Genomic DNA, 16,105 nt, shown 5'->3' with positions numbered 1-16,105 from the left:
GTTTTAATTAATATTGAGTGAACTTTTATCATCTTAAAATCTAAATATTGTGTTTTTGCACGCGCATAGCAGGCGTGATTAACCAAACAAGGGTTAAACCGATGAGCACAGTCAAGCCAAAGTGATGTAACACTGGGGTGTTGCTCCAAGCCAGCAAACCAAATGCTAACAAGCTTGTAAAGCTAGACAAGGAGACAGCTAACCAAGTATGTTTACTCTCCCCCGACTCTGCCATAAAAATGCCCATATCCAAACCAATGCCTAACACTAAAATAAGGGCTAACAAATGAAACATGTTCATCCCACCTTCAATTAAGGTGATGCTTGCCAAGGCCAAAATCGATCCTAAAAAAGGAGGTAAGACTACTCGCCATACCTGCCAGCGGTATCGCCATACTAGAATGAACAAAACAATCACATAAGCCAATAAAACCAACTGGGTAACTTGTACTCTGTACTGTTGCATCACATCTGAAATATTACTGACTTGGTCAATTAATATAAGGTCTTCGTCTGCCCCAATCAGTTGCTCTATGTTTGATTTAGCTTGCTGGTTAAGATAGCCAGAAAAGCGAATAATGGTTGCACTGTTGTTAAACTCATCATTGACTAATAAATCTTGCCATGGCGCACTGTTTTCCATTTCCAACCAACGTTCAAGGGTGAGTACTTGGCCATCAGCTTGACGAAAAGCCTGGTAAGCGGCGACTAACTTACTCTCATCAAACTTTAGCTTTTTAAACAGTTCAGGTAGTTTTTCACCATAAAGATTTGCCACTAACTCATAGTTTTGAAGTTGCGTGGATTTTGCCGGTAGATGGGTCGATAAACCTTGAAAACTCGGTATAACTTTGTCTTGGCGTAACGCACTTAATTGCGTAAATAGCTGCTGTTCTTTGAGTAAACAAGCCTCAACAGTTTGCCCTTTTACAAGTATAAACTGTGTGCTGCTATTTGTGCCAAGCATGGCCTGGATGGCCTTTTCTTGCTTAAGTAATGATGCAGGTGAAGTCTGAAGAAGCCGTATATCATCTTGTGCAGCACCTTTGAATACAATGACAAGGGCAACCACTGTTATTGCCAATAACAACACCAAACTCACTGGATGAGTACTAAAGCGAGGAATTTTATTACGTAGCAGGAACAATTTGTCTGCAAGGGGTAAACTCATTTTGGCATCTTGCATGGTTAAAACAGGGAACAGCAAGACCACGGTCAGCCAGGAAGTAATTAAGCCAACGACGGAGAACACAGCCATTTGCTGCAACCCTGGAAAAGGTGCAAATGCTTGCACTGCATAAGCTAAAACACTGGACAATAGACCAAGAAGCAACCCTGGTAAAATTTTAGCGAGCACTTTATGTGAATCAAAGTATTGCCTTTCACAGACAAAATGCAAAGCGTAATCGATAGATACTCCCACCAACCCCGCACCGAAGGCAAGAGTGATTAAATGCACATGTTCAAAAACCAATAGGGTGATTGCAATAGCACTTAAGCAGCCAATAGATACAGGAAGTAACATCAGCAAAATCGGTTTGAAACGACGAAATACAATTAGCAGTATGAGAATAATGCCAATCAGCGAGCCTATACCGATACTTGAGATTTCCGTCCTTGCCTGATCTGCTCCAGCCGCAGCGTGTAAAATCATTCCTGAGCTGGTCAATGAAATATTATTCTCTGCTAATGCCTGACGTTGTTCTGATATAAACCCCATCACCGTTTCTTGTATGGGCAACGAATAAGGTTCTTGGTTAAACGTGACTAAGAGTAAGTAAGTTGGCAGAACTGTGTTTTTAACCTTAAGAAAAGAATGACTAATTTGAATGTTGATATCAATGGTTTGCTGTTGACTAAGCTGTCCGTAAAAGCCAAAAGGATCTTCAATTAGCTCGACCTTGCTGGCATTAACAGGGCTAAAAAGGTTCGCCAACGTACGCCGCTCAAATTTCTCATAATTCGCAGCCTGTAAGTCTGCATGACTAGCAGAATCGAGTAATACAAAACGATAAGAAAAAAGTTCGTTCCGTAAATCTGCCAGCTGGTTATTCTCAACTTGCCAGCGCACCTCAGACACCGGTGATAAAGCCGTTAAATTTTGGGCTAAAGCAGACACAGATTGGATGATCTTAGTTTCATCTTCACCGCTAAGTAACAATAATAGACGTTTGGAAAATCTGGCTGACGTTTGCTCAATTGCTTGCTGAGCAAGGGGTTGTTGTTCTGATTTTGGCAACAGTGACATAATACTTGAATCGAATGCCAGTGGACGACTGAACGTCCAAACCATTAGGCTAACAATCACCACAGTCCAAATTAAGGCTGCCGCCTTTTGCCAATTAAATTTCACTTATGTTGTCTCAATTGGTCGAATTGAATTTCAGTGTAATCGCCGTTACTTTCATAGAACTTTAAATAACGTAAATAGATATCACCTTTCAATTCAACATGACTAATGGCTTGCGCAAGGGCTGTGTCTTTTGGCGTTAACGACACCGACCAAGTTTGCTGGTCAATTTCACCGCTTAACTCAAAGTAGTTTTCTAACTTTTGCCATTCTGAAGTCAAGACTGAAAAGAACACTTCACTTAACAAGGTAACAACAGGATTAGATTCCGCTTGCAAGCTCATCACTTCCACGTCATCTTGGTGACTTACAATGCTAGATGGTGTCATTGTCACTAAGTTTTGAATCGGAGAGAGTGTATGCCAGTGAACAACTTGCCCCTGAAGGTAGTCAAATTCACCTGTCGATTCGAGGCTCACATCAAAGTCGTTCAGATACTTTTGCTGTACAAACTGTCCTTGCAAAAATTCAGGGGAACTTGAAATAGCATTGAGGGCGTTAATATCAAATTGAGCCAGTACGTTGTTCGGCCAAAAAGTAAAGCTACTAATAAAGAAGCACACTAATAGGGTGTTTTTCATTTTGAGAGTCCCAATTTTTCAAATAATATTGGGGGTGACTCAAACATCATTTCTTTGCTTTCAATTTCCACTGCCACTTGCACCGTAGATGCTTTAGTAAGGCGTTTACCCGATTCCTTATCAACAATTTGATAGTTTATTTTTAACCTATTTTCCCATTCCACTATTTTTGCTTTAACGATAATTTGTTGTTGAAAACTCAGAGCCGATGCATAACGAATGTGCAGGTCGATGACAGGCCAAGCGTAACCCGACTGCTCCATTTCAGGAAAGTTGTAAGCCATTTTATCAAACAACGCACAGCGCGCAATTTCAAGATACTTAACATAGTGCCCATGCCAAGCTATGCGCATCACATCGATATCATGAAAAGGTATGCTAATTTCGACCTGGGCTTCTATCATTTGGGTGTTCCTTGTTAAATCACTCGTGCCGGTTAAACCTGCACTATTGCTTAGCAGTTATTATTTAGGTGTTTTATTATCCGATAGCCAGAAAGGAAAAAAGTTAAACCACTGCAAAGGCGCTTTTATGCAGTAATGTTGTAATCTATTTGCATAATTTTGAACCACTAAATCTAATTGTTGTTGACGTTCTTTACGAGCAAACTTTAGTTGCTCCGAAAATTTTTCCACATAAATATGATAGTTTTTTCGCTGCTTTAAACAAAATAACAGATAGACAGGACATTTTAACAAACTCGCTAAAATGAATGCTCCTTGGGGTAAATGAGCAGGTTTACCTAAAAAGTCCACCTTAGATATTCGTCCAGCATGCTCTGGTGTGCGATCACCGGCAATGACAATCAGCTCTCCCCGTGCCACTCGCTCAGCTAACATCATGGCGGTGGCTGGTGATAAGTCATTGACTTGCAGCAATTCCGCATGGGAATTACTGTCTAATTGCTGCATAAGTGAATTAATCTTTTCGGCGTGTTCGGTATTCACAAGAATGGTTAATTTCACTTCATCGAGTTTTTGCCGCAGGGCATTACAGACTTCAATATTGCCTAAATGGGACACCACTATTAAGGCCCCCTGACCTGATGCTTTGATGCTATCAACCACTGAAGGAGTCTCGAATACAATTGCGTCAGGGGTTATTCGTCCCATCCAAACTAATAATTTGTCTAACAACATGTTCCCAAACGAGATGAAATGCTTAAAACTATTTAACTGTGAGAATTGATCAGGGGGTAAAAATGGTTTCAAGTAACTAAGGTATTGTTGCGACGAGTGCCTCGCTGTTTTATTGGTTAAATAGTAATACGCCATAACTGGCAAAAGTATTACGCTAAACACTGTTCTACCAAATAAACGATAGATAAAGAGTAAAATCTTAATCCCTAATACGGTGCCGTTTTCCTGAACCTGGGTCCAATGGGTAATATTCTTTTGCATTTAAAATTTCTGCCATAATAGCTTAGGCAAACGCACAAGCATTCCAAAGAATAGTCGTGTATGCATCCAGCTTATTAACACATTATCGTGGACTAAATTAAAGTGAGAAACGCCGTCAGTTGGATAGTTGACTTTGGTTTGTAAGTTAATTATCTGTCCATTTTGCCATAACCAGCGGACGATAATTTCAGTGTCAAAGTCCATGCGATTACCGCAAGGATTTTTTTCCAACAGCTGATTAAATTGATTGACTGGATATAACCTGAATCCGCACATACTATCTTTGATTGTAAAAGAAAGTGTGTTAATCCACACCCATACATGGGTTAGATAGCGGCCATAGTACCGACCTTTAGAAATTGTTTCATCGTACTGAGGATAACCAGCAATGAGAGCTTTAGGATGATGTTCACCGGTCTCCATAAACTCAGGAATATCGGCTAAATTATGCTGGCCATCAGCATCGACCTGCAAGCCGTGACTAAACCCCATTTTAGCTAAATGACGCAGGCCAGACTTCACAGCATGCCCCTTTCCACCATTTTGCGGTAACGATAATAATGTCACTTGTTGACTATATTGTTCAGCTAATTGCCGAAGCACTGTAGCACAAGCTTCATGACTACCATCATCAACGAGTAACACAGGATAACCAAACCTCAGCACGTCACTCAAGGTACCGACAACAGCCACTTCATGGTTGTACACTGGGATTAAAATAGCAGGTTTAAATTCAGCGTTACGCAAAACAAATTCGTCCACTTGAGTGAAGCCCCTTATCTGAGCGATAAGAGAAACTGACTTTCTGCTTTTGGGAATTAAACACTAACACCAGATCTATCTTATCTTCAGGCTGAATAACACCCGAAAACTTAATCACCTCTAAATGACTAAAACGACCTGAAATAACAAAATACTCTGCAGCATATTTTTGCGCCCAGTGCACCTGCACAACACCCGGTAAAATAGGGGCTTGTTCAAAATGGCCGTCAAAATAAACGAGTTCTTTAGGCATAACACAAGCAATCTTTACTTCTGCTGTGTCTTTATCAATAGATTTAATAATTGGCCATTTAAGCAAGGCAGGCTGCTCCATTAAAGCTTGCAAGGAAGCCAAAGTGATCTTACCTTGCGAATTATAAGGCATTGTATCAACAAATCGCCAACGTCTGGGCACTACGATTGTTTCAAAACTTTGCAGCAATAAAGTGCGTAATGTTTTAATGACCTTGGGGCGGCCACAGTGCATTAATTGTATTTGCCCGGTTTCACTGAGTATTAATACAACTGCAACTTCAGTTCGTTTGCGAGCAATGGAAAAAGCTTTCGCTTCTGAAACCCATTCATGTTGGCTCAATACACTTTCAATGGCATTCAAAGAAACTCGTTTTCCCTCGATTTTGACAATGAGATCTGATCTGCCTTTTAATTCAAAACTACCATCAGGGTGAATTTTTAGCTGATCGTTGAGATAGGGAGAAGACTTATCCACGAAGTCAGAGCAAACCTTAACCAAGTCCTGTTGTTCAATTTCAAAAGAAACATCAGGTACGCACTGCCAACGAGCTTCTCCTTTTGACTCGGTTTGCTTTCGCCACGCAATCACCCCAGTCTCGGAACTACCATAAATTTCCACCAAAGGTGCATTTAGCAATTTACTCATACGCAATGCATCGGCTTTTTTCAACGGCGCAGCGGCTGAAAAAATGTTTAAACATTCTGCCTTCATTGATGACCAAGCTAAGAGTTCGTTTACCCGGGAAATATGAGAGGGACTGGCAACAAGCACATATTGAGTTAAGTGTTGAGCGTTATTGAATATATCTTCGGTGTACTCACATAATTCAGTTAAAAATGGTTGGCCTGAGCTAAAAGGACGCAATAACCGAAAGGTCAACCCGTATAAATGTTGATGGCTAACGGTAGACAATATCCTAGCTCCGGGAACAGCAGGAAACTGCTGTTCTAGGCTTTGTAATTCGCTCTCGAGTTGGCCGATGGTTTTCGCTATTGCCTTGGGCTCACCACTGGAACCCGAAGTATACAATTCTACTGCCACTTGTTCTTTATCAATGCCGGTAAAATGAAAGTTAAGGGTTTCTGCATTCTGGCCTGCGGGCAGCAGAGTAATGCTATTCTCCATTTCACCAACGCCGCCATCTGCGTCATTTAGTAATCGAGAGATTGTGGCTGGACGGTTATCGCCAGGAACACAAGCAACTCTTTTGAGATACCAAAGTGCATAAACAATGGATAAGAATTCGAAAGGATCGCTGTGATATACAACCCAACGTTGCCCCACATATTGTGACAACGTCTGATGCCAACGATAAACGTTAGCTTTAAAATCTTCGCAGGTTAATTCGTTTCCACAACGGATTGCAACGTTTTGATAAGGACGTGATTCTGTCCAATTTGATAAAGAAAACTTTTTTGACATACTAGGCCTTAATAACGTGTTGCCTAATAAGCCATTCAGAAATACCCAAGATCCCCATTAGCACATATGCGACTAGCCCGTTGTATAACATCCAAACTTCATCCGTTGAAAATAGCGCAGTAAAACACGCTATTGAGCCATTAAAGACAAAAAATATGCTCCAAGCGACTGTGACCTTGCGAGTATAAACGACAGCTTTATTGGGTAATTCAGGTTCTTTTAAACGTGCGAACTTTTCGACGATAGGAGTGGCGGTAAAAAGACTGCCAGCAAACAATACAAAAAAACTCAAATTCATCATAACCGGATAAAACTTCAGGCCAAGTTGTTGGCCTGCAAACATGATGACACATCCCATTACTAATAACGTGATTAGAATGACGTTACGTTCTGAGGACTCTCCAGATGCACACCAACGCAGAGCTAGTATTGAAAACACAAAAGGAATCAACCATTTCCCTTCAATTTTCTGTAACCCGAAATAAACAACAAATGGATAACTGATACTCAATATAATAACCACTAAGGTTAAAAGTTTTTTCATCAGTTATTCGGCCGTTAATTTATTTACCTGTTCAACAATATCATTTACGGTTCTAACAGATTTAAAATCCTCTGGTTTTATTTTGATACCTGTCATTTTGCGTAGCTCTACGACCAAATCGACGGCATCAATACTATCTATATCAAGGTCTTCGTACAAATTTGATTCTGGGGTGACCTTAGCTGGTTCCAATTCAAATAGTTCCTCAAAAAGCGCAACAACTTTTTGAAAAGTATCTTCCTGTTTTTTCATAATATCGACTTACTTTATATTGTTCTGTGATTTTTTACTAAGTCAGCCAAGGCATTCACATTGGCGAAGTGAGCTCGGGTTTCTTCCGAATTCGAATCAAGTTTAATTCCATAGCGTTTTTGTAGCGCCAATCCTATTTCTAATGCATCAATAGAATCCAGTCCGAGACCATCAACAAATAATGGATCGTCATTATCAATTTCTTCTGCTTCTACATCTTCAAGATCAAGACATTCTATAATCATTTCTTTTAATTCAGTTTGCAACGCTGTCATTAACTCCAACCTCAGCATTAAAATATTTAGTTAAATAATCAGTCAGCAACCTCGCATTTTTTGTGCTATTTGATAACTGAAAGTCACTCACTTTAATTATTGGATTTGCCGATATATTAAAATGCATGGGACTTGACGGGATATGATACCACTTATCTTGCTTAGTAAGTGATATAGGCTCACAACTAATTATGACCGGTGTTATATCAACATTGGTTCTGATAGCAATATTAGCTGCTCCGCGCTTTAATTGAAGGGACTTCCCCGGAACACTTCGAGTCCCTTCTGGAAATACAATCATAATTTGTTGTTTATTAAACACTTCTTTTGCATCAATGAGAACATCATTTGCTTCACCATTATTAATGGTATACCCCGCAGCTCGAATGGCCCCGCGCATAAACGGATTACGCAATAATGCACCTTTTACCACACAGTTAGCGTTGGGGATAAGTGCAATTAAAAACACGACATCCAATAAAGTTGGATGATTAGCAAGTACTAACTTAGCCTGTCTGAGTTCTTTCGCTCCGTGAATTTCATAAGTTAATACCCCTAAGAATCTCATTAACTTAATAAAGGATGAGAAGGCTATATGAATAAATTTCTGACCTCTCGCTTCTCTTTTTAATCGAGTACCAGGTAATAAAAATAAGACAGGCACCACAATAACCGGGATGATAATCCCCCCAACGCCGAACACAAAAAAACTAAAAGCAGTGGCAAACCAACGCCACGCAAAATTTAATTTAGCCAGCATGATTAACGGTCTTTTGTAGTGCCCATGTGGAGCCATTCATTCGACATTGATAACCATCGGATTGGTCAAGTAAAAATGCCATAAATCCTTGTAATTCACTTTTCGGATTCGAATACAAATGTTGACCAGCCTCCCCCTCTTTTTGATAGGTAAATGATAATGAATTTTCGTTGTCTCGACTCAACACCAATGCTAAAGCATAGGGAAATTCCGAGCTTTGACTGAATGGTTGATACAACGAAGGCAAAGGCATGTCGTAAACAATACAAAGGACTTTTTCGGATATTTGCAATTGGCCGATAGCTTCAAACAAAGCACTGGCAATCAAACCTTGCATAGCTGCTATCGCGGTTATTTCACGATTGTTATGATGAATAATTGAAAACAAGCCGCTGACGGCATTGTGTACCGCTAAACTAAACCCCGTTGGTGACATATCATCATGTTTACCAATCCCCTCTAACAATGAGAGTGTGAGTTTAGTGTCACCATGTTGCGAGGCAAAAACACAAGGAATATTAGGATCTTCAAGCCCCAACTGGTGAATGGCACCCATGGCACATTTACCCAAGGTGTTGAAGCGTCGTCGCAACATCATAGGTACATGTTTCAAGTTAACCTTCAATTGATGTTCCGCAATATCAGTATTTTCAGATAACCACTTAGTCCAATCCTCTTTAGTTTCCAGAGATGGAGCTAGCGCTGTCCATGCTTCTAACGTAAAACCCGCCAAATAAATCTCCGTGTGCAGTTATCGCAAGTAAATTAGTCATTTTTCGCCAGCATTTTACTTCACTGACTCATTATTGCAACGAAGTGCAGAAAGTTTATTGGAGTGAAACAGTTGACGGTGAATTCCTTTCTAATTAACCTTTCGCGGTAAGTCAGGGATTTCACTGTGACTGTGTAATTAAACATCCGAAAATAACCCAAATGGAGATTAGGACAACATGAAAATTTTTAACATTGTAGTAGGTTTATCTTTGATACTAATGGCGTCAAATACGATGGCGCGAGACACCAAACATATGTATTCAATTCAAGAAGCGATGGAATCAGCTGATTTTAAACAGAGGTTAGATCCTAATATTGCTCTTTATTTTGGCGAGCAGGCACATGGTGAAGTGAAAAAAAGCTTAGGCAGTTACCCGACAAATAAAAAAACCAATGCGTTTAATAAAAGCGATGATGAAGCTTGCCAATGGGTGTTGTTGTCAGCGCTATTAACCTTGCAAGAGCGAGCCAAAAAGGAAGGTGGTAACGCCGTGATCAATATAGCCAGCTATTATAAAAAGAATACAGTGGTTAGTGAAACAGAATATGAATGCCATGCGGGTGCATTTGTTGCAGGTGTAGCCTTGATGGGTGAAGTGGTAGAACTTGCAAATTAATTTCAAAAAAGATGTCGATTTTCAACTTTGGGAAACCAGAGTTGAAAATCAGCAACAAGATATCGAATCAACCGTTCTACAATATTTATCTCCATCGGAATACATAAGGCTAAATAACCTTAGCCATACAAAAAAACAACGAGAATACCTCTATAGCAGAGCACTTATTCGAAGCGCGTTTAGCCAAGTTTTTGATGTCCCGCTTGATTATTGGTCAATAGTCGATAGCGCAAACACACTTCCGGTAGTTACTAATTTACCAGTATCATTAAATTACAGTTTATCCCACAGTAATAACGTCATTAATTTTGCAGTTTCGCACTTTCCAATAGGGATCGATCTGGAACAATATAAAGCGAGAAAAAACCTGTTACAAATGGCTAAGTTATTTATGACTAAGACTGAATATCTTCATTTGCAAAGACTCAAGGAAATGGAAAAGCAAAGCTACTTTTATCGCATTTGGTGTGCAAAAGAAGCTTTTTTTAAATCCTTAGATGCAGATTCACAGAAGAGTTTTAGCCCGATAAATATTTCCATCGAAAATAATGAAATGCATCACTTAGACCTAATTGACCATAGTGATGCACTTTTTGCTCGAATAATTATTTTAAGGAAAAACTAAATACCCCGCTAGGAAGGGATTGACTAAGATCCAAATATAACGACTAAAATTGCAAACAATGCTCCTGCAGCAGCAATTTTAACGCCGCTTTTAAACATAGGCAATTTCGGCATAAACATTAAAAATGCCGAAATAACAAAGAACAACAATCCCACACCAAAGCTAATATTCAGGAAAAACAGTGGGCTACCTGTTGTCGCCTTATGCAATTTAACCAGTTTAGCTAGGGGGGCTGGATAATCCATTTTATGAATAGTGGCTTGTCCCGTTTGCTTGTTATATTGCCCCTGATTGAAAATCACCAAACCATCGGCTTCGCGTTCTACACTAAATCCTTTAATACCAATATGCTTAGCTAAAGCTTTGCCACTCAAACCTTTATCTAACTGGCGCTGCTCTACTTGCGGATACTTTAAAAAATCTGTTTTACGGAATATCAGCAAGGTGCCACTTACGGCATAAATTGCCATTATGCCTGCTAAAAAAAAGCCTAGCCATCTGTGGTATTTACGAGCCGCATTATGAAATTTAGGTGAAGCCATTAAATCCTCTTTAAAATCGTTTATATTGAAATCCAAAACACCTTTAATGTTTGGTAAGTTAACTTTCAAGATGATAAATCTCGGCAAAAGCAATCATCTTGATAATGAAGTTTATCTTACGCTCTGCTCTACTTTGACCAGAATCGACAAGCCAAATTAGACAGAGTATAAAAATAACCCTAAAAAAAGTGGGTCAAAAACCAGGTCCCCCACATAGAGATGTTGATGCTAATCGCTCCATCAAGCATTTTTCTCAAGATTAATATAACTAAGCGTAATGAAAGCGTGTAGCATCTAGTAAAAATTTGTTCTAAAATACAATTACTTTTCCACCTAACTTAACAAAATTTGTATTAATTCGAAGTTTGAATTAGTGATACTTTTAGTGCATGGCATTATGTTATCTAGTCTGAACTTAGCTATAAACCAAAGTGACTATCCTATTCGCTTATTTTAAATTTGAAAAGGCAGGGAGCCCGCTAGATGTTCTATAGTATCAGATTCAAGTTTGTTATTATCATTGTCATTTCAATTTTAATTAGCTCAGTTTCAGTTTTCTTTTTAGCCATAAATGAACACGAAAATCTTTATCGAAAATCCGTAGAACAAAACTTAGACGCCATGTAGTCGGTTATGGCAGACAATATTCTGTCAATATTCACCGAAGATGACGATGAAGGCGAAGTGTTTTTTTCATTAACCACTGAATTGCTTGGACTTGATCGTTACGAACATATCAAGTTTGTGAATGTATTTGATGCTAATTGGAATATCATTCAATATTATGTGCACCCCGACTACCTTAATTTAAAAAACTTTACACCTGAATTAACTTCCGTCTCTCCACAGAATTTACCCCGAGAGGTTACCATTACCGATGAAGGCTTAACGGTAATAAAAACCATTGGCGAGGAAAAACTACCGGTAGGTTTTTTATTAATCGTTCAAGATTATCAGCGGCCCTTAAGGGAAAGCAAAAAAAGCCTTTTTTATAGTGCCATTCCGTTCGTTATATTAGTGGTCGCTTTGGCAATGATCATATCCTTTTTAAGGTATCAGCAATTATTTAAGCCGCTACTAAACCTTACTAAGTTTACGAAAAAAGTGGAAAAAACCACTGATTATAACTTGAAGTATAAAGTGACAGGTAATGACGAAGTATCAGAATTGGGTCGCAACATTAACAAGCTCTTAGGAACCATAAATGCAGAGATAAAAACCAATCAACAAAACACAGAGAAGTTGATTGAGCAACAAAACTCTATGCAACATTTGGCTAATTATGACACCTTAACTGGCTTACCTAACCGTATGTTTTTTTATGGAAATATTAAAACTAGAATTAGCCAGAAGTCAGAGAGAAAATGAAGATTTAGCGATCATGTTTTTCGACGTTGATGGTTTTAAGGGAGTTAACGACACCTTAGGTCACGAAACTGGCGATTTATTACTTAAAGCGGTAGCGACTAAAGTCAAAAGCTTTCTTCGACCGGGTGATATTTTAGCGCGTTTAGGTGGCGATGAGTTTTTGATTATGATCCCACATCTAAATAATTCGCTGATAGCTGTAAATATTGCCAATCGTATAATCGAGGGAATGTTAACCCCCATCGAGATTAACAGTTGGGATATTCAAACGGGTGTGAGTATTGGTATCGCTAAAGCCACTGACGCAGAGTTTGATATTAATACATTTATCAGTAACGCTGATATTGCTATGTACGCATCAAAGGAAAAAGGCAAAGGCTCTTACACTGTTTTCCACAAAAGAATGTTAGAGGAAAACCGCAGAAAAGTACAAATAGCCAATCTTATTACAAATGCCATTGCGAAAGACGAATTTGACATTCATTACCAACTGAAAATCTCCTCCCAAGGTTCAATAAAGGGTTTAGAGGCACTGTTGCGCTGGAAAAATGATGAGTTGGGCAACATATCACCTGCCGAATTTATACCTATCGCAGAACAAGGCGGTAAAGTGAAAGCGATTACCCGCTGGCTAGTGGAAAAAGTGTTTCAGGATATGAGTGTGTTACAGAGCCTGGTTGACCATGATTTGGTTGTATCTTTGAATATATCAAGCCACGATTTACAAGACCGCAATTTCATCCATTTTATTAAAAAGAATCTATCTATATATAATGTGAATATTCAAAATATTCAATTTGAAATGACAGAATCGAGTTACCTTGAAAATTTTGATAGTGCTAATCAGTTCTTCAGCAATATCAGAAAAATGGGTGGTTCCATCGCCTTAGATGATTTTGGTACAGGGTATTCTTCCCTTAGTTACCTGACAAAAATTGAAATAGACACGCTGAAAATTGATCGAATGTTTGTAATGCAGCACGATAGCTCGGGCAAAGACACCGTAGTCTTACAAACCATTTTAGATTTGGGTCATAGGCTCGGGTTACAAATTTGTAGTGAGGGGGTAGAAACCGCTGATCAAGCGAATTACTTAATTTTGAATGGCAGTGATGAAATGCAGGGGTATTATTTCGCAAAACCAATGCCATTAGCCAAACTTCCTGATGCCTTTGAAAACGCACAAAGATTGTTTCAGGAAATTTGCGTTATTGAATATTAAATGATTACTCGTTTTATAGGTTTGAATTGAATAGTTAATAAAAATTAAATCACCCAACTCCTCCGATTAAACGGAATGATTTACACCTTTGAACTTGATCATTTAAATGAAACAAATTTACATATTTTTTAAGATAATAGTAGATAATTGAAGAATGATTTGAAGGAAAATTGAAAGAGCTCTTTGTTTTAGATAGTTTAGACTTACTATTGAATCAATACGTTAACCATACAAAAACGGAAATGACTAGGGATAGAACTTGTTGATGCGACCTATTATTTTAAAATTTTTTATATTATTTCTTTCAATTAGTCATTTACCACTCATGGCGAATGAACTTAATTTTTCTGGCTATGCTAGGGTTATTGCCGGATACTTAGATGAAGAGAATACTGATTTCAAAGGTTATGATGATAGTATCAGTTTCGAGCCATCCAGTTTAATCGCTTTACAAGCTGAATATCAATTTAGTGATAAGTGGTCCGCTACAACGCAACTTATAGCAAGAGCCGATAAGGATAAAGACTCAGGCATCGAATGGCTTTATTTAACCTACCAAGCAACAGATAACCTACAAATCAAATTCGGTAAATTACGCGCTCCCTTTTTCTCAATGAGCGATTACACTGACGTTGGCTTTGCTTATCCTTGGATAAATCTTCCTTACCAAGTTTACGATAACTTTTTGTTCCGCACCTTTGAGGGAGCAGATTTAATTTACAAATTTAATACCGGTAATGTTGAATTAAGTATTGAAGCCTACATAGGTCAAGAAGATGGTGACGTTGAATTCAATAACAATCAAACAGGTTTTACTGCCCGTAATTTGCGAGGACTAATCGGCAAGCTAAACAAAAATAACTTTGAATTTAGGATCGCACATTATCAGGGGAATTTAGGGTTAAATATTAGTGAAGTAACTGAGTTTCAACAAACACTTTATAACCTCAACTTTGTTCAAAGTGCTGACTCTCTTGACACTAAAGGAGTAGCTAAAGTTCAGCAAATTGGAATTGTTTACGACAATTTAGATTATTTTATTAGATCTGAATGGGTCAATATTGAAACCGACCTAGATTTCATACCGAAAATTCAAAGTTATTACGTTACTGGTGGGTTTAATTACGCACATTTTACCTTTCATTTAACCTTTGCTGATAGTAAAGGGGAGGTTAAATCACCATTACAGGAGATACCTATTGGATACGATCCTGGCTTAGACCAATTGGCGGAAGCGTACAACAATATTTTTCTTACCTCAGCAGCAACAGATATGCAAAGTTGGACTCTTGGAGCAAGGTGGGACGTACTATCAAACCTCGCTCTGAAGGCAGAATTTACAACCATCGAAGAAGATAACGGTTCTAATTCTTTTTTCGACACGGATGAAAATACGACCTTCGACGGTAAGTCTAATTTGTACCTTGTTGGTTTAGAGTGGGTGTTTTAAATGAGACCTATACCAACACCACACATCATCTATGTAGCATTGCTACTTTTAATACTTTCTTGTCTATTGGGTGTAAAAGCCCATGCTGAAGACCAAGATCCTGATTTTATCATTGTTATTAATACCCAAGACAAAGAATTAACTTTAAGTAAACAACAAATTAGACACATATTTATGGGAGGATCCCTAAGCAATAAGTTTAAAGCCGTCAACTTACCTTCAGGCAATCAATTGAGAATTGAATTTAATACAAAAATTGTAGGGCTTACTGAATCTCGTATTCAGGCTTATTGGGCGCAAATGAAGTTTACAGGTAGAAGTAAGCCGCCTATGGAATTAGAAACACCTCAAAAGGCGCTAGAATACCTATTAAAAACAGAGAGTGCCATAACATATCTTCCACCTGATACAGAGATACCAGACGGCCTAACGATTATATATCCTTAAGACTCTCGAGCTATACACCAAAGATAGTCATTATCAGTAGTTACATTGCGATTTAGCTTTGTAAATGGTGTTGGCACGAGGCAAGATTTATTATCTGAGAGCCCCTGAGCATAACTTTTCTATACTGCGCTTTGAAAGCCGCTACCCGCCACTATGCCCCTTGAGATAATTAATCAAGTCATAAACCATTCCACGGACTAAAGCCCGAACTACACCGTTAAGAATGTAGGCTGGAATTTATGCCAGTGCGCCTTTTACACGGGCTAAAGCCCGAGCTACACCATTAAGAATGTAGGCTGGAATTTATGCCAGTGCGCCTTTTCCACGGGCTGAAGCCTGAGGGATCCCCACAAATAAAGAAGATAAGTGCCTGTAATTGCGTTATTTTGTTTCTACCAAAAAATAAAAAAACACCAAAACAGGCACCTAAGATGACATTATTGAATATTCAAGAGTTT

Annotated in this window: 18 protein-coding genes; 6 read left to right on the top strand and 12 right to left on the bottom strand. The window is 38.7% G+C overall.

What is annotated here, in order from left to right; translation table 11 throughout:
* Positions 1-40: 40 nt before the first annotated feature.
* From ACYVIL_RS18145 to ACYVIL_RS18095, 11 genes are read right to left on the bottom strand one after another with little or no spacing between them, the layout of a single operon-like run.
* The gene (locus ACYVIL_RS18145; RefSeq protein WP_460313965.1) at positions 41-2,353 is read right to left on the bottom strand and encodes an MMPL family transporter; all 2,313 of its coding nucleotides are present in this window, start codon (positions 2,351-2,353) and stop codon (positions 41-43) included.
* A complete protein-coding gene (locus ACYVIL_RS18140; protein ID WP_460313963.1) occupies positions 2,350-2,931 on the bottom strand; it encodes an outer membrane lipoprotein carrier protein LolA in 582 nt (193 codons plus the stop codon). Before ACYVIL_RS18140 ends, ACYVIL_RS18145 begins: the two co-directional genes overlap by 4 nt.
* A complete protein-coding gene (locus ACYVIL_RS18135; protein ID WP_368411652.1) occupies positions 2,928-3,335 on the bottom strand; it encodes an acyl-CoA thioesterase in 408 nt (135 codons plus the stop codon). The genes ACYVIL_RS18140 and ACYVIL_RS18135 overlap by 4 nt, the downstream gene beginning before the upstream one ends.
* 60 nt (positions 3,336-3,395) lie before the next feature.
* Positions 3,396-4,331 (bottom strand): LpxL/LpxP family acyltransferase, encoded by a 936-nt coding sequence (locus tag ACYVIL_RS18130; RefSeq protein WP_460313961.1) that lies wholly within the window; start codon positions 4,329-4,331, stop codon positions 3,396-3,398.
* The gene (locus tag ACYVIL_RS18125; protein WP_303475802.1) at positions 4,332-5,093 is read right to left on the bottom strand and encodes a glycosyltransferase family 2 protein; all 762 of its coding nucleotides are present in this window, start codon (positions 5,091-5,093) and stop codon (positions 4,332-4,334) included. It abuts the gene before it with no gap.
* Positions 5,071-6,771, bottom strand: a complete 1,701-nt coding sequence (locus ACYVIL_RS18120) for an AMP-binding protein (RefSeq protein WP_460313959.1) — start codon at positions 6,769-6,771, stop codon at positions 5,071-5,073. The genes ACYVIL_RS18125 and ACYVIL_RS18120 overlap by 23 nt, the downstream gene beginning before the upstream one ends.
* A 1-nt stretch (position 6,772) precedes the next feature.
* Entirely contained in the window at positions 6,773-7,315 is a 543-nt protein-coding gene (locus ACYVIL_RS18115; protein WP_460313957.1) for a COG4648 family protein, read from the bottom strand.
* Positions 7,316-7,318: 3 nt separating this feature from the next.
* Complete coding sequence (locus ACYVIL_RS18110; RefSeq protein ID WP_303475811.1) at positions 7,319-7,567, bottom strand: acyl carrier protein; 249 nt, start codon at positions 7,565-7,567, stop codon at positions 7,319-7,321.
* A gap of 14 nt (positions 7,568-7,581) precedes the next feature.
* Positions 7,582-7,842, bottom strand: a complete 261-nt coding sequence (locus ACYVIL_RS18105; protein WP_303475814.1) for a phosphopantetheine-binding protein — start codon at positions 7,840-7,842, stop codon at positions 7,582-7,584.
* Positions 7,823-8,602 carry a lysophospholipid acyltransferase family protein gene (locus ACYVIL_RS18100; protein WP_460313955.1) on the bottom strand — a complete coding sequence of 260 codons (780 nt, stop codon included), beginning with the start codon at positions 8,600-8,602 and terminating at the stop codon, positions 7,823-7,825. The genes ACYVIL_RS18105 and ACYVIL_RS18100 overlap by 20 nt, the downstream gene beginning before the upstream one ends.
* Positions 8,592-9,335 carry a beta-ketoacyl synthase chain length factor gene (locus ACYVIL_RS18095; protein ID WP_460313953.1) on the bottom strand — a complete coding sequence of 248 codons (744 nt, stop codon included), beginning with the start codon at positions 9,333-9,335 and terminating at the stop codon, positions 8,592-8,594. Before ACYVIL_RS18095 ends, ACYVIL_RS18100 begins: the two co-directional genes overlap by 11 nt.
* A gap of 217 nt (positions 9,336-9,552) precedes the next feature.
* On the opposite strand from ACYVIL_RS18095, the gene ACYVIL_RS18090 reads away from it, so the two are divergent.
* Positions 9,553-9,993 (top strand): excinuclease ATPase subunit, encoded by a 441-nt coding sequence (locus ACYVIL_RS18090; RefSeq protein WP_303475823.1) that lies wholly within the window; start codon positions 9,553-9,555, stop codon positions 9,991-9,993.
* Positions 9,983-10,618 (top strand): 4'-phosphopantetheinyl transferase family protein, encoded by a 636-nt coding sequence (locus ACYVIL_RS18085; RefSeq protein ID WP_460313950.1) that lies wholly within the window; start codon positions 9,983-9,985, stop codon positions 10,616-10,618. Before ACYVIL_RS18090 ends, ACYVIL_RS18085 begins: the two co-directional genes overlap by 11 nt.
* A 23-nt stretch (positions 10,619-10,641) precedes the next feature.
* On the opposite strand, the gene ACYVIL_RS18080 is transcribed toward ACYVIL_RS18085, so the two are convergent.
* Positions 10,642-11,160 (bottom strand): hypothetical protein, encoded by a 519-nt coding sequence (locus tag ACYVIL_RS18080; protein WP_460313948.1) that lies wholly within the window; start codon positions 11,158-11,160, stop codon positions 10,642-10,644.
* 633 nt (positions 11,161-11,793) lie between these two features.
* On the opposite strand from ACYVIL_RS18080, the gene ACYVIL_RS18075 reads away from it, so the two are divergent.
* The 4 genes from ACYVIL_RS18075 (at position 11,794) to ACYVIL_RS18060 (ending at position 15,647) form a co-directional block, all read left to right on the top strand.
* On the top strand, positions 11,794-12,528 hold the full coding sequence (locus ACYVIL_RS18075) for a HAMP domain-containing protein (RefSeq protein ID WP_460313946.1): 735 nt from the start codon (positions 11,794-11,796) through the stop codon (positions 12,526-12,528).
* Positions 12,482-13,750: a putative bifunctional diguanylate cyclase/phosphodiesterase gene (locus ACYVIL_RS18070; RefSeq protein ID WP_460313944.1), complete on the top strand. Its 1,269-nt coding sequence runs from the start codon at positions 12,482-12,484 to the stop codon at positions 13,748-13,750. The genes ACYVIL_RS18075 and ACYVIL_RS18070 overlap by 47 nt, the downstream gene beginning before the upstream one ends.
* Before the next feature lie 325 nt (positions 13,751-14,075).
* Entirely contained in the window at positions 14,076-15,200 is a 1,125-nt protein-coding gene (locus ACYVIL_RS18065) for a hypothetical protein (protein ID WP_460313942.1), read from the top strand.
* A complete protein-coding gene (locus ACYVIL_RS18060; RefSeq protein WP_460313940.1) occupies positions 15,201-15,647 on the top strand; it encodes a hypothetical protein in 447 nt (148 codons plus the stop codon).
* The last annotated feature ends 458 nt before the right edge of the window (positions 15,648-16,105 follow it).

The organism is Aliiglaciecola aliphaticivorans (genome assembly GCF_054782055.1).
Note: the sequence above shows the minus strand (reverse complement) of the source record. Positions and strands in the feature narration are given on the sequence as shown.